The organism is Streptacidiphilus fuscans (assembly GCF_015690355.1).
GTDB classification, from domain to species: Bacteria; Actinomycetota; Actinomycetes; order Streptomycetales; family Streptomycetaceae; genus Streptacidiphilus; species Streptacidiphilus fuscans.
Genome location: NZ_JADPRT010000022.1, coordinates 73564 through 87469, shown reverse-complemented (window position 1 = coordinate 87469; position 13906 = coordinate 73564). Strand labels below are relative to the sequence as shown.

Annotated in this window: 15 protein-coding genes; 9 read left to right on the top strand and 6 right to left on the bottom strand. The window is 71.7% G+C overall.

All coding sequences use genetic code 11. The features are described 5' to 3' along the window. Positions 1–5: 5 nt before the first annotated feature. Complete coding sequence (locus I2501_RS35950) at positions 6–1367, bottom strand: aminotransferase-like domain-containing protein (protein ID WP_196194086.1); 1362 nt, start codon at positions 1365–1367, stop codon at positions 6–8. Between the two features lie 113 nt (positions 1368–1480). On the opposite strand from I2501_RS35950, the gene I2501_RS35945 reads away from it, so the two are divergent. The 6 genes from I2501_RS35945 to I2501_RS35920 all read left to right on the top strand — a co-directional run bounded on the left by I2501_RS35945 (position 1481) and on the right by I2501_RS35920 (position 5715). Continuing rightward, a complete protein-coding gene (locus tag I2501_RS35945; protein ID WP_196194085.1) occupies positions 1481–2149 on the top strand; it encodes a LysE family translocator in 669 nt (222 codons plus the stop codon). Positions 2150–2303: 154 nt separating this feature from the next. Further along, complete coding sequence (locus tag I2501_RS35940; protein ID WP_196194084.1) at positions 2304–2756, top strand: MarR family winged helix-turn-helix transcriptional regulator; 453 nt, start codon at positions 2304–2306, stop codon at positions 2754–2756. Further along, complete coding sequence (locus I2501_RS35935; protein WP_196194083.1) at positions 2753–3658, top strand: ABC transporter ATP-binding protein; 906 nt, start codon at positions 2753–2755, stop codon at positions 3656–3658. Before I2501_RS35940 ends, I2501_RS35935 begins: the two co-directional genes overlap by 4 nt. Next, positions 3618–4460, top strand: coding sequence for an ABC transporter permease (locus tag I2501_RS35930; RefSeq protein ID WP_196194082.1), 843 nt, complete (start codon positions 3618–3620; stop codon positions 4458–4460). Before I2501_RS35935 ends, I2501_RS35930 begins: the two co-directional genes overlap by 41 nt. 47 nt (positions 4461–4507) lie before the next feature. Next, the gene (locus I2501_RS35925) at positions 4508–5230 is read left to right on the top strand and encodes an alpha/beta hydrolase (protein WP_328806345.1); all 723 of its coding nucleotides are present in this window, start codon (positions 4508–4510) and stop codon (positions 5228–5230) included. After that, entirely contained in the window at positions 5227–5715 is a 489-nt protein-coding gene (locus I2501_RS35920; protein ID WP_196194081.1) for a DUF5990 family protein, read from the top strand. Before I2501_RS35925 ends, I2501_RS35920 begins: the two co-directional genes overlap by 4 nt. Before the next feature lie 38 nt (positions 5716–5753). Here the strand turns inward: I2501_RS35920 and I2501_RS35915 are convergent, their stop codons facing one another. The 3 genes from I2501_RS35915 to I2501_RS35905 all read right to left on the bottom strand — a co-directional run bounded on the left by I2501_RS35915 (position 5754) and on the right by I2501_RS35905 (position 9554). Next, positions 5754–7286: a helix-turn-helix domain-containing protein gene (locus I2501_RS35915; protein ID WP_196194080.1), complete on the bottom strand. Its 1533-nt coding sequence runs from the start codon at positions 7284–7286 to the stop codon at positions 5754–5756. 177 nt (positions 7287–7463) lie between these two features. Further along, positions 7464–8012, bottom strand: coding sequence for a GNAT family N-acetyltransferase (locus I2501_RS35910; RefSeq protein WP_196194079.1), 549 nt, complete (start codon positions 8010–8012; stop codon positions 7464–7466). Positions 8013–8120: 108 nt separating this feature from the next. Beyond that, entirely contained in the window at positions 8121–9554 is a 1434-nt protein-coding gene (locus I2501_RS35905; RefSeq protein ID WP_328806350.1) for a uracil-xanthine permease family protein, read from the bottom strand. Here I2501_RS35905 and I2501_RS35900 point away from each other — a divergent pair. After that, positions 9489–9803, top strand: coding sequence for a hypothetical protein (locus tag I2501_RS35900; RefSeq protein ID WP_196194182.1), 315 nt, complete (start codon positions 9489–9491; stop codon positions 9801–9803). The two genes, I2501_RS35905 and I2501_RS35900, sit on opposite strands and share 66 nt — an antisense overlap. 124 nt (positions 9804–9927) lie before the next feature. Then, complete coding sequence (locus I2501_RS35895; RefSeq protein ID WP_236046170.1) at positions 9928–10818, top strand: class I SAM-dependent methyltransferase; 891 nt, start codon at positions 9928–9930, stop codon at positions 10816–10818. A 9-nt stretch (positions 10819–10827) separates the two neighbouring features. Here I2501_RS35895 and I2501_RS35890 read toward each other — a convergent pair whose 3' ends face one another. After that, on the bottom strand, positions 10828–11796 hold the full coding sequence (locus I2501_RS35890; RefSeq protein WP_215909534.1) for a LysR family transcriptional regulator: 969 nt from the start codon (positions 11794–11796) through the stop codon (positions 10828–10830). A 68-nt stretch (positions 11797–11864) separates the two neighbouring features. Here I2501_RS35890 and I2501_RS35885 point away from each other — a divergent pair, with 68 nt between their 5' ends. Beyond that, positions 11865–13391: an aminotransferase class I/II-fold pyridoxal phosphate-dependent enzyme gene (locus tag I2501_RS35885; RefSeq protein WP_328806344.1), complete on the top strand. Its 1527-nt coding sequence runs from the start codon at positions 11865–11867 to the stop codon at positions 13389–13391. A gap of 13 nt (positions 13392–13404) precedes the next feature. On the opposite strand, the gene I2501_RS35880 is transcribed toward I2501_RS35885, so the two are convergent. Continuing rightward, positions 13405–13824, bottom strand: coding sequence for a VOC family protein (locus tag I2501_RS35880; RefSeq protein ID WP_196194076.1), 420 nt, complete (start codon positions 13822–13824; stop codon positions 13405–13407). Positions 13825–13906 lie beyond the last annotated feature (82 nt).

The window sequence follows — 13906 nt, the reverse complement described above, 5'->3', positions numbered from 1 at the left end:
GTCCGTCAGTCCGCGTACTCCTCCGGCGTGCTGCGGGCGATGCGGAGCAGCGTGTCCAAGGCTTGCGCCAACACCGGCAGCTCCGGCGACGCGAGGCCGATCCGGACCGCCGCGGGTGCCGCGCGGTCGCCCGCGACGTAGGCCGCCGCGGGCGTGATGCCGATGCCCTCGCGCGCTGCCGCCGCGACGAAGGTCTCGGCCCGCCACAGCGACGGCAGCTCCCACCAGCAGAAGTACGAGCTCGGGTGCGCACGGAGCGTCTGCCCGGCGAGGTGCTCGCGCGCCAGCAGCTGGCGTGCCGTCGCGTCCGCCCGCTTGAGGTCGGCGATGCGGGCGAGCGTGCCGTCCCCGATCCAGCGCACCGCCGCGTCCAGGGCGAAGCCGCTCGGCATCCAGCCGCCCGAGCGGAGCGCGGTCGCCACCGACGGGCGCAACGCGTCCGGCACGACGGCGAAACCGGTGCTCAGGCCGGGGGCGAGGCGCTTGGAGAGGCTGTCGACGAGCACCACCCGCTCCGGCGCGAGCACGGCCAGCGGCGGGACGTCGGGCTCGAGGAAGGACCAGATCCCGTCCTCCACGGCGTACAGGTCCAGGCGGTCCAACTCCCCTGCCAGACACGCCCGTCGCTGCTCCGGCATGGTGACGCCGAGCGGGTTCTGCACGCGCGGCTGCAGGTAGACCGCGCGCAGCGGCGACGAGCGGTGGGTGGCGGACAGCGCCTCCGGCAGGATGCCGTGCTCGTCCATGGCCAGCGGCACCAACACAATGCCGAGCCGCTGCGCGATGGCCCTGACCAGCGGATACGTCTGCGCCTCGACGCCGAGCCGCTGGCCCGGCGCGACCAGCGCGGAGAGCACCGCCGAGATCGCCTGCCGCCCGCCGACCGCGAAGAGCAGCGACTCCGGATCGGGACGCCAACGCGCGCCTGTCCCCAGCAGCGTGGCGAAGGCCTCCCGCGCGGCGGGCGTCCCGGCCGCGCGGGCCGGACGCAGCGCGGCGTCCAGCGCGTCGGCGCGGAGCAGCGGGGTCAGGCCCTCCGCCAGCAACACGGACTGCCCAGGGACGACGGGGTAGTTGAGCTCCAGGTCGATCCGGGCCCGGGACGGCTCGCCGAGCGGAAGGCCCGCGCCCGGCACCGCGGGAGCCGCGCGGACGAAGGTGCCGCGTCCGACCTCACCGACCACCAGGCCGCGCCGGACCAGCTCCGCGTAGACGCGCCCGGCCGTCGAGGCGGCGACGCCGCGCCGCTTCGCGAAGATCCGCTGCGGCGGCAGCCGGTCCCCTGCGCGCAGGCGTCCGTCGGCGATGGCGGCGGCGAACTCGTCGGCGATCAGCCGGTAGTCGTCGCCCGCTCCCCCGTCCGTCATGCTGTGCTCTCCCTTCCCGGCTGAGCGCGGCACACGCGGCACAATCAGCCACTATTGCACCGAGGGCAAGATAATTATTGCACCGAGCTCTCGCCCCACCCTAGCCTCGGGCCATGGACGCAGTCGCCGCCTTGCACGCCGTCACCCTCCACGCCGAACTCGGCATCTCCGCAGTGGCCCTGGGCCTGGTGCTCACCCCCGGACCGAACATGATCTACCTGGTCTCCCGCTCGATCACCCAGGGCCGTCACGCCGCGCTGGTATCGCTGGCCGGGGTCGGCACCGCCTTCTTCGTCTACCTGGCCGCCGTGACGGCAGGGATCGCCACGGTCTTCGCCGTCGTCCCGCTCCTCTACACCGCGATCAAGCTGGCGGGCGCCGCCTATCTGCTCTGGCTGGCCTGGAGCGCGGTCCGTCCGGGCGGCACTGCCGTCTTCGCGCCCCAGGACCTGCCCGCCGACCCGCCGCGCCGCCTCTACGGGATGGGCTTCCTGACCTGCCTGCTCAACCCCAAGCTGGCGATCCTCTACATCTCGCTGCTCCCGCAGTTCGTGGACCCGTCCCGCGGCCACGTCCCCGAGCAGAGCCTGGTGTTGGGCCTGACCCAGATCGCCATCGCGATCACGGTCAACGGCCTGATCGCGCTCGGCGCGGGCGCCATCGCCGCGTTCTTCGTCCGGCGGCCGGCCTGGCTTCGCGTCCAGCGCTACGTGATGGGCACCGTGCTGGCCGCCCTCGCCGTGCACATCGCCGCCGACCGGGCGGGCGCGGCGGTCGCATAGGCGGTGGCGCAGTCGCCGCGCGAGCGGTCACACAGGTGGTCACACAGTCTCCGCACGGCCAGTCAACCCGCCGCCAGGCTCTTACGATCCGCTCTTACGATCTTCAGCTCCCCAGCCTCTGGACATTTGCCTCTCACTGAGAGGTAATTGAAGCGTGACCATCGAAGATCCCATCGCCGAACTGGCAGAGCTGCTGCCCGCGATCCAGCGGCAGGTCCGGCGCAGGCTCCAGTCCCAGACGCCGCACCCGCGGCTGCGCGGGGCGCAGACCGAACTGCTGCGCCTGGTCGTCGCACGTCCTGGCCTGCGCGTGAGCGAGGCCGCCCAGGAGCTGTTCCTCGCGGGCAACTCGGTGTCCACACTCGTCAACCAGCTGGTCAAGGCCGGTCTGCTGCGCCGCGAGCCCGACCCGCAGGACGGGCGCGCGGCACTGCTGCACCCCGAGCCGGAGGCGGTCGTCCGCCTGACCGACTGGGACCGGCGGCGCGGTGCGGTGTTGACCGAGCAGCTGGACCGCCTGGACGACTCGGACCACCAGGCGCTCACGGCGGCGCTGCCCGCGCTGCGCCGCCTGGCCGAGGGACTGCGTGAGGAGAGCGCGCCATGACCGAGACCGCGACCACCCTTCCCGAGCAGGGGCCGATACCCCCGCCCGACCCGGCGGCCGGTGCCGTGCCACCGGCCCTGCGCTGCACGGGACTCGACTACTCCTTCGGCACCACCAAGGCCGTCGACCACATCGACCTGCAGGTCGGCCAGGGCGAGGCCTTCGGGCTGCTCGGTCCGAACGGCGCGGGCAAGACGACGGCGATCCGCGCGATCACCACGCTGCTGCCGGTCCCGGCCGGGAAGATCGAGGTCTTCGGCCTCGACTGCGCGACCCAGAAGATGCGGGTCCGCCGGATGCTCGGCTACGTGCCGCAACAGCTCTCCGCCGACGGCGGCCTGACGGGCCGTGAGAACGTCGAGCTTTTCGCCCGCGTCTTCGACGTCTCCCGCTCCGAGCGCCGCGCCCGCGTCGCCGAGGCGCTGAGCGCCGTCGACCTGCTGGACGTCGCCGACCGGCTGGCCGCCACCTACTCCGGCGGCATGGTCCGTCGCCTCGAACTCGCCCAGGCCCTGGTCAGCGCACCGAAGTTGCTGATCCTGGACGAGCCGACGATCGGCCTTGACCCGCTGGCCCGCGCCAGCGTCTGGGAGTGCATCGGCCAGGTCCGTGCCGCGACCGGCATGACCGTGCTGGTCACCACGCACTACATGGACGAGGCCAACGAGCACTGCGACCGGATCGCCCTGATGCACAAGGGCACGATCCGCGCCGAGGGCACGCCCGAGCAGCTGCGCGCCGACCTGGCCGCCGAGACCGACGCGGACCTGGACCGGGTGAGCCTGGAAGACGTGTTCCGCCACCATGCCGGAGCCGGCCTGGTGGGCGGCGAACGCACCGACGAGGGAGGGAACTTCAAGGATGTCCGTCGCACCCGCGCCGCCGCGAACCGCGTCCGCTGAGCTCAGCCTGCTGCTCACCCCGCCGCCCGCGCGGCGGGCCTGGCGACTGCTGCTCGCCCGGGTGGGGGCGATGTGCATGGTCGAGCTGCAGAAGCTGCGGCACGACCGGAGCGAGCTCTACACCCGCGCCGTCCAGCCGGCCCTCTGGCTGCTGATCTACGGCGAGACCTTCACCCACATCCGGGCGATCCCTACCGGCGGCATCCCCTACCTGGACTACCTGGCACCGGGGATCATCGCCCAGTCGGCGATGTTCATCGCCATCTTCTACGGCATCATGATCATCTGGGAGCGCGACTCCGGCGTGCTCACCAAGCTGCTGGTCACGCCGACGCCACGGGCCGCGCTGGTCACCGGCAAGGCCTTCGCGGCCGGGGTGAAGGCCGTCGTCCAGGCGGTCGTGGTGATCCTGATCGCCGCCGTCCTCGGCGTCGCGCTGACCTGGAACCCGCTGAAGCTGATCGGCGTCGCGGCCGTGGTCATCCTCGGCTCGGCGTTCTTCTCCTGCCTCTCCATGACCATCGCCGGGATCGTCCGCACCCGCGACCGGCTGATGGGCATCGGGCAGGCGATCACCATGCCGCTCTTCTTCAGCTCCAACGCCCTCTACCCGGTCTCGGTGATGCCGGGCTGGCTGCAGCCGATCAGCCGCGCCAACCCGCTCAGCTACGAGGTCGACGCGCTGCGGGGCCTGCTGCTGGGCACGCCCGCCCACCTGCTGACGGACTTCGGAGTGCTGGCACTGGCCACCGCGCTGGGCGTCACCTGTGCCTCGATGCTGATGGGCCGCCTGGCGAAGTAGGCTCCCCTCAACTGTCCCTGCCTCTTCTCTCGGTTGCGGAGTCCTCGGTGACCCTCGTCTGGCGTGAACGACCGGCTCGACCGGGCGCCGTGCTGCTCGCCATGCACGGCGGCGAGGAGCATGACGAGCGTCCGCCGTCGTGGCTGAACCCGCCGATCCAGCGCCTGCGCCCGTTCGAACGCGCGGTGCGGCGGGCGCCGTTCGGCGAGACGATCGCCGTCGCCGAGGTCCGCTACCGGCACCGGGGCTGGAACGGCACACGTGCGGAGGCCGCAGTCGACGCGGAGCGGGCGCTGGAACTGGCAGTCCGCGACGTCGGCGCGGCCACGCCGGTGATCCTGCTCGGCCACTCCATGGGCGGGCGCGCGGCGCTGCGCGTCGGCGGCCATCCGTCGGTGGCGGGGATCGTCGCGCTGGCACCGTGGTGCCCGCACGGCGAGCCGGTCGAACAGCTCGCGGACCGACGGATCGTCATCATCCACTCCGACGTGGACCGCACCACGCCGCCGGACGAGTCGCTCGACCTCGCCCGGCGGGCGCGTGCGGCGGGCGCGTCGGTGGCGCGCTGCGTCATCCCCGGCAGCGACCACGCCATGCTGCGGCGTGCCAACGCCTGGCACCGGCTGACGGCGCTCACGGTCGGCGGACTGCTCGGCCACTGGCCACTGCCCGACCCGGTCGCCAAGGCGCTGGCCCGGACGGGCGACGACGGCGAGGGCCTCGACCTCGCCCTCCCGCTCTGGTCACCGAACCCGGGAAGCACGCGATGAGTGACTCCTCGGGTCCCCGCACTTCTCTCCAACTGCGCATCGAGGGCCACACCCTCCCCGGCCGCTCATGCGGTGTCGGCCCCGACTTCCCGGGCGCGCACGACATCCACGTCGCCGTCCAACGCCGGGACCGCCCGGCCGAACTGCTCGACCTGCAACCGGGTGACGCGCCGTCGGCCTCCTGGACGCTGCCGTGCAAGGTCACGCCGTCTGGCGAGATCTCCGGCCCCTACATCCAGAACCGGCTCGGCGGGCGGTTCGTCTACCTCTCCTGGGTCGACCGAATGCCGGACCCGCAGCCGCCGAAGCTGTTCCGGCGCGCGAAGATCATGCTGAGCGGCGTCCCGGCCGACGTGCTCGCCGATGCACTGCGCCGCGGCGCGTTGGTCGGCCGACTCCCCCTCACCGACCCCAAGGGCAACCCGCTCTGCGCCCGGGTCGTGCCACCGCTGATCGAATGGTCGGCGGCCGACCCGAGCGAGTGATCATCTGATCGCCCCAGCGATCGAACCAAGCGATCGAATCAGATGTCGCGGAAGGTCTCGATCCGCGCGCCGATCGAGTTGAGCCGGTCCGCAAGGTCCTCGTAACCGCGGTTGATCACATAGACGTTGCGCAGCACCGAGGTCCCCTCCGCCGCCAGCATCGCGAGCAGCACGACGACCGCCGGGCGCAGCGCGGGCGGGCACATCATCTCGGACGCGCGCCACCGCGTGGTCGGGCCCTGGACCAGCACCCGGTGCGGGTCGAGCAGCTTGACGTCCGCGCCGAGCCTGCCCAGCTCGGTCAGGTAGATGGCGCGGTTGTCGTAGACCCAGTCGTGGATCAGGGTGTCCCCGTGCGCGACCGCCGCGATCGCGGCGAAGAACGGCACGTTGTCGATGTTGATGCCGGGGAACGGCATCGGGTGGATCTTGTCCGCCGGGGCGGTCAGCTTGGACGGACGGACCGTCAGGTCGGTCAGCCGGGTGCGGCCGTTGCGGGCCAGGTACTCGTCGCCGCGGTCGTAGTCGAGGCCCATCTCCTCCAGGACGGTGAGCTCGATCTCCAGGAACTCGATCGGAACCCGACGGATCGTCAGCTCGGAGGAGGTCACCACGGCGGCGGCAAGCAGGCTCATCGCCTCGACCGGGTCCTCTGCGGGCGCGTAGTCGACGTCGCAGTCGATCCGCTCGACGCCGTGCACGGTCAGCGTCGTGGTGCCGACGCCCTCGACCTTGACGCCGAGGCGCTCCAGGTAGAAGCAGAGGTCCTGGACCATGTAGTTGGGGCTGGCGTTGCGGATCACCGTGACGCCGGGGTGCCGGGCCGCCGCCAGCAGCACGTTCTCGGTGACGGTGTCCCCGCGCTCGGTCAGCACGATGGCCCGGGTCGGCACGACGCCCGCCTCGACGTCGGCGTGGTAGTGCCCGTCGGTGGCGTTGACCCGCAGGCCGAACTGGCGCAGCGCGGCCAGGTGCGGGCCGACGGTCCGGGTGCCGAGGTCGCAGCCGCCCGCGTAGGGAAGCTTGAAGTGCGACTCCAGGTGCATCAGCGGGCCGAGCAGCATCAGCGCGCTGCGGGTGCGGCGGGCGGCGTCGGCGTCCATCGCGTCCAGGTCGAGCCGGGACGGCGGGGTCAGCTCCAGGTCGGTGCCGTCGTTGATCCAGCGGGCCTTGACACCGATGCTGGTGAGCACCTCCAGGATCCGGAAGATCTCCTCGATCCGGGCCACCCGGCGCAGCGTCGTCTTGCCGGTCGTGAGCAGGGACGCGCAGAGCAGCGCGACTCCGGCGTTCTTGCTGGTGCGCACGTCGATGGACCCGGTCAGCCGGCGTCCGCCGGTGACGCGCAGGTGCATCGGCCCGGCGTAGCCGAGCGAGACGATCTCACTGTCCAGGGCGTCGCCGATCCGGGCAATCATCTCAAGACTGAGATTCTGCTGGCCGCGCTCCATCCGCACGACCGCGCTCTGACTGGTGGTCAGTGCTTCTGCCAGCTGCGCCTGGGTCAACCCCTTGTGCTGGCGCGCGGTACGGATGAGCTTGCCGATACGGACGAGGTAGTCATCTGTCACACGGGTCACACTATCTCAGATCTGAGATAGCAACCACGCGCGCCCCGCTTGGGCCGCGTCAGCTGCCGCCACCAGTGTGAACCTTGACGGTCAGTACACGACCAGCTGAGGACGTGTGCGATCGGCCACTCGGGTGACAGGACGTCGAGGACAGCGAGGACGGACGGGTCAGCGGGGTCAGCGCGGCCACCGCTCGGCGAACTCGTGGGCAAGCAGACCCAGCACCACCAGGTCGCCGTGCCGCCCACCCTGGAACACCCGGTCCCGCATACGCCCTTCCTCGACGAAGCCCAGCCGCCGCTGGAGCGCCAGCGAGGCCTCGTTGTGCGCGAACACCCGTGCCTCGCACCGGTGGTAGCGCCGCTCGCCGAACATGAAGCGGAGCAGCAGAACGGCGGCCTCCCCGGCGTAGCCCTTCCCGCGGTGCGCCGCGGCGACGCTGATGCCGTATTCGAACCATCCGGCCCGCGGATCGGCCTGGTGCACCCCGATGACCCCGACCAGTGCTCCACCGTCGACCGCCTCGATCGCGAGCGGGAACCGCTCGGCGTCCGGCGAGGTCGCCGCCTCCTCCCTCGCCCGCCCACGGAAGTGCTCGGCGGAGCGCGGCGGGCCGATCAGATCCCCGAGCCCCTCCTCGTCCTGGGCGATGCGCATCAGTTCGCCCCCGTCCTCGGGCTCGATCCCGCGCAGCCGTACCCGTTCACCGATCCAGATCGAAGTCATCCCGCATTCGATCAAGAACGCGCACCCGACACAAGGGCGCCGCCCGGCCTGGGGAGGGGAGTCAGGCCGGGCGGCGCGGTGCCCTGCTGGTGCGAGCCGGGGCTCCAGCTACCGCAGCAGGGCTGCCTGTTCGAGGCTGCGCCGACGGCGCGCGCCCACGTGGTGGAAGAGCAGGTTGAGCGCGACGGCGGTCAGCGCGCCCGAGCTGATGCCGCTGCCGAGGATGGTCTGCGCCCACGACGGGAAGTCGTGGTAGATCCCCGGGGTGACCAGGTGCCCCTGGGCGTCGTAGACGTCCGGCGCGGCCAAGGGAATGACGCCGACGGCCAGGGAGACCGCGATGATGACGATGTTGGGCGCGTCGTCCAGGTTGATCTTGACGAGCGCACGGATGCCGCTGACCGCGATCGTCCCGAAGAGCACGATCCCCGCACCGCCCAGCACCGGCATCGGCACCAGCGAGACCGCCGCGCCCAGCTTGGGGAACAGCCCGAGCGTGACCAGCACCGCGCCCGCCATGGCGACGACGTAACGGCTGCGCACGCGCGTCAGCGACACGACTCCCACGTTCTGGGCGAACGCACTGGTCGCGCAGGAGCCGAACATCGAGCCGAGGAAGGTGGCCACACCGTCGGTGCGCAGCCCGCGGGTGATGGTGGCGCGGTCGACCGGGCGGTCGCAGATCTCCCCGATGGCGAGCATGCCGGCGGAGCTCTCGGTCATCAGGACCAGCATGACGATGATCATGGAGACGATCGCCGCGGGCTGGAACTCGGGTGTCCCGAAGCGGAACGGCGTCGGCAGCGCGAAGGTGGCGGCCGTGGTGAACGAGTGGGTGTCCACCTTGCCGAGCGGGATCGCGGCGAGCGTGCCGATCACCATGCCGAGCAGCAGCGCGATCTGCTTGAGGAAGCCGGTGAAGAACCGCTGCATGGTGACGATGACGATCAGCGTGAACGCGGCCAGCGCCAGATTGCTCGGCGAGTTGAAGCCGGGCACGCTCGCGCTGCCGCCGCGCGCCCACTCCACCGGGACCGGCATCAGCGTGACGCCGATCAGCGTGATCACCACGCCGATGACCTGGTGCGGGAAGAACCGCATCAGCCGCCCGAAGAACGGTCCGACCAGCAGGCAGAAGACACCCGCGATCATGACCGCGCCCAGGATGCTGGGCAGCCGGTGGGCGCCGTGGTTCTGCTCGGCGATCGCCAGCATCGGCCCGATCCCGGCCGAGGACGCTGCGTTGACGAACGGCAGGCGGTTGCCCACCAGGTTCTTCACCCCGAGCGTCTGCAACAGCGTGGCCGCACCCGCGATCAGCAGACTCGCCGCGATCAGGAAGGTCTCGTCCCGCGCGTTCAGACCGCAGGCCGGGCCGACGATCAGCGGCGGCGCGACAACTCCGGCGTACATGGCCGCGATGTGCTGCAACGCGGCGGGGACCATCTTCCGGAAGGAAAGCCTCTCGTCGACCGGATGGACGGCGATATCGAGGTGAGAATTGTTTTCCTCGGCCTGCCCGTCCTCTTTACCTTGTCCGATTTCCGGACTCTTCCCTGGCTGTGGGTCGTGCGACCGGGGTTGTGCGGGCATGCGGAATTCACCCTCCAGGCTCGGCGTGCCTTCCGGCACACAGGAGCGGAAGGGCGGCGCGGTGCGATGATGGTGGTGCGAAACGGCCTCGGCGGCAGAGGCCGGGCCGAAATGCGGCTGACGGTGCGTCAGTGCCCGCGCAGCAAAAACCGTGTGTGGGTGGCACGACCGGCTTCGCTGCTTTTGCTTGTCGCCTAGCTAAGCCTCCAAAGAACCTTGCGTCAACACTTTGTTTAATATTGCTTCCTCCAATGACGCGCGCCGCCGCGCACGCCCCTCGCCTGCGCCACACTGAGCGACGCCGGGCGTACAGTCGGTGTCCATGACAGACGCAGCGGACGCAGCCACCGACACGCAGCAGGACGCTCCCTCCATGCGTCCGGCGGTACGCGAGACCTACGGCCCCGTCGACCTGGGCAATCTCCCGATCTTCGCGGGAGGCTTCATCAACTTCGGCCACTGGCACGGCATCAACCTCACCCCCGACCGCCCGCTCACCGAGACCGACCGGATCCGCAGCCAGAAAGACCTCTACCGACTCGTCCTCGACGCCGCCGCGCTGCCCAAGGCGCCGACGGTCCTCGAGGTCGGCTGCGGGCTCGGCACGGGCTGCGCGCTGACCGTGCGTGAACACGACGGCGCAACGGTCACCGGGATGGACATCCACCCCGACCAGCTGACCCGCGCCCGCGCCGCACAGGCCGAGCTGCTGCGGGGCGAGCCGCTCGACGGCAATCCCCGGCATGACGGGCCCCGACCGCTGCGGTTCGTCCAGGGAGCAGCGGAGCGCATGCCGCTACCGGACGGCGGGTTCGACGCCGTCGTCAGCGTCGAGGCCGCCCAGCACTTCCCGGACCTCACCGCGTTCGCGCGGGAGACCGCACGGGTGCTTCGACCAGGCGGTCGGATGGCCGTGACCAGCTTCTTCACCACCGACGCCGCCCCCGGCCGCCCGGCGGAGCTCGCCGCGCTGCTGGACACCTTCGCCAACGGCCTGGACATCGCCCACCCGGTCACCGCCCTCACCGACGCCGCCACCGCGGCCGGGCTCACCGACGTGCGCGCCACGTCGATCGGCGCGGACGTCTGGCCCGGCTGGGACCGCTGGCTCTCGCGGTGGTGGGACCCGGGCACCTGGCCGCGCAACTTCCTGGCCGCCTACGAGCAGGGCATTCTCGACTACTACCTGGTCACCGCCGACAAGCGCGGCTGACGCCCCCTGTTACCGCCCTACCGCTCTGTTCGGAGTTCGGAGGGGATGCGCGCGCCAGGCCGCCTCGATCGTCCGCGCCTGCACGCTCAAGGCCTCGCGCAGCGTCTCGGCGGCGTCGGAGACCGTGGCGCGGAGCATCGCCACGCTGACCCGCCTCGCCAGCGCCGGCCCGGCGACGGGGCGGACGGCCAGGTCCAGCGCCGACTCCTGTCCGGTCAGCGCGAGTCGCGGGATCAGGGCGACCGCCGTGCCCGCCGCGACGAAGCCCTTGAGCATGCCGTAGTCGTCGGTGCGCATGACCCGGACGGGCTCGAAGCCCTCCTGCGCACAGGCCCAGCTGAGCACCCGGTCGCACGGATCCCAGTCGCTCGCGCCCATGATCCAGCCCTCGTCCCGCAGCTCCCCCAGCGGGACGCGGTCCAGAGCGGCCAGCGGATGGTCCGCGGGCAGGGCGAGCAGCAGCGGGTCGTCGAGGAGGTGGTGCAGCGCGAACTCCTCGCCCAGGTCGAGCGGTTCGCCCGGCTGGGAGTAGACCAGCGCGATCTGCACGGCCCCGGTGCGCAACGCCTCGACCACCGTGGGCAGTTCCCCCTCCACGAGCTGGACCCTGACGCCCTCCTGGGCCAACTCCCGTACGGCGGGCGGCAGCAGGAGTGCGCCTGCGGTCGGGAACGTGCCGACGTGCAGCGACCTCGCGCCCTGCTCGACCAAGGCCCGCACCTCCCGCTCGACCAACCCCACCCGGCCGAGCACGGCCTCCGCGTGCGGCAGTACCAGCCGTCCGGCCTCGGTGAGCCGCACGCCGCGCGGGCCTCGGTGCACCAGCGGGGCGCCGAAGTGCGACTCGATGGCCGCCAGATGGTGCGCGATCGTCGGCTGGCTGTAGTGCAGCGACCGTGCCGCCGCCGCGAGCGAGCCCTCGCGGGCGATCGCCCGCAGCACCTGGAACTGGCGCAGTTCCAGCACGTCGATCACCATACTCTCTATGGAGGGAGGCAGATCTTTCCAGTATTCCTCTGCCGATGACTCGGTGTCATTCTCGACCCGTGTCCACCGAGAACCGCGCCCGCACCCTGTCCATCGCCCAGCTCCTCGCCCAGCCCCTGGCCCAGTCCGCCGCGCCGTACGCCGACGCGTTGACCGCCCACGCGCGCACGCCCTGGCTCCGGCTCAACGTCCCCGGCCACGCCGCCGACCCGGACGCCTTCGCGCAACTCGCCGCCTTCACCGGCGACGCCCCACTGCGCCTGGACGTCCCACCGCTGCTCGACGGGATCGACAAGGGCGCGGACAACCCGCGCAGCCAGGCGCTGCGGCTCGCCGCCGAGGCCTGGGGCGCGCGACGGACCTGGTTCCTCACCAACGGCGCGTCCCAGGGCAACCGCATCGCCGTGCTCGCCCTCCGCGCGCTGAGCCGCCACACCGAGGACGCGCCGCTGGTCGTGCAGCGCAGCGTGCACTCCAGCGTCGTGGACGGGCTGGTGCTGTCCGGCTTCCGGGCCGCCTTCGTCCAGCCGAGCGTGGACCACGACCTCGGCATCGCCCACGGCGTCACCGCCCACGACCTGGCCGTCGCCCTCGCCGAGCACCCGGACGCGGCTGCGGCCTATGTGGTGACGCCCAGTTACTTCGGCGCGGTGGCCGACGTCCGCGCCCTGGCCGACGCCGCCCACGCGGCCGGCGTGCCGCTGGTGGTGGACGAGGCCTGGGGAGCCCACTTCGGATTCCATCCGTCGCTCCCGCAGAACGCCCTCGCCCTGGGCGCGGATCTGGTGATCTCCAGCACCCACAAGCTCGGCGGCAGCCTGACCCAGTCGGCCATGCTCCACCTCGGCGACGGACCGTTCGCCGACGCCCTCGAACCCGTGCTGGACCGGGCGTTCCACCTCACCCAGTCCACCAGCGAGAGCGCCCTGCTGATCGGCTCCCTGGACCTGACCCGCCGCCGCCTGGCGACCGACCCCGGACTCGTCGAGACGTCGCTGCGGGCGGCCGATCTGATGCGCGATCAGATACGGGCGCGCGGACGCTTCGCCGTGGTCGGCGACGGCTTCGGCCAGTTCCCCGACATCGCCGCCGCCGACCCGCTGCGCGTGGCCGTCGACACCCGCATCGGCGGCATCACCGGTCACGAGGCGCAGCAGCTTCTCATGACGGACCATCAGGTCCTGGTCGAGGTCGCCACCGACTCCGCGATCGTCGCCGTGGTCGGGGCCGGCGCGGCTCCGGACGCGCTCCGCTTCGTCGACGCGTTGCACGCGCTGCCGCCCCAGCCGGCACCCCGCCAGGAGCGTGAGCATCTCAAGCTCCCCGCTCCCGGCGAGATGCGGATGACACCGCGCGAGGCGTTCTTCGCGCCCAGCCGCGCCGTCCCGGCCGACGAGGCCGTCGGGCGGGTCTCGGCGGCCACCCTCGCCGCCTACCCGCCCGGCATCCCCAACGTCCTGCCCGGCGAGGTGGTCACCGCCGAACTGGTCGCCTTCCTGCGGGACACCGCCGCCACGCCGGGCGGCCACGTGCGCGGGGCCGAGGACCCCGGCGTGAGGCGACTGCGCGTCGTCGCTCCCGCCTGAGAGGCCGGCTGATTCAGCGGGTGTAGGGGCGGGTCAGGATCTCCATGTTGTGGCCGTCGGGGTCCTCGAAGTACGCCCCACGGCCGCCGAAGTAGGCGCTGAGCTCGCCCGGCCGGGTGTGCTGGGGGTCGCCGTAGTAGGTCACGTGCGCCGCCTCCAGGCGGGCGATCATGCCGTCGAACGCCTCGTCCGGCACCAGGAAGGCGTAGTGCTGGCTCTGGACGGGCTGGTCGCGCAGCTCGTAGTAGTCGAGCGTGACGCCGTTGCCGAGCTCGATCGGCAGGAACGGGCCGAACGGCGCGCCGACGGTGAGGCCGAGGATCTCGGCCAGGAACTCGGCGGACACCTGCCGGTCCTTGGCCAGGACCGCAGTGTGGTTGAGCTGGACCGTGGTGGTGCCAGTGCTGGTGGTGCCAGGGAATTGATCAGTCATCAGAGTGTGCTCTCCGGATCGAAGTTCGGACGGGCCCGAAGAAAGGGGCCCCGAAGGACGGGATCTCGAAGAAGCGGTGGGC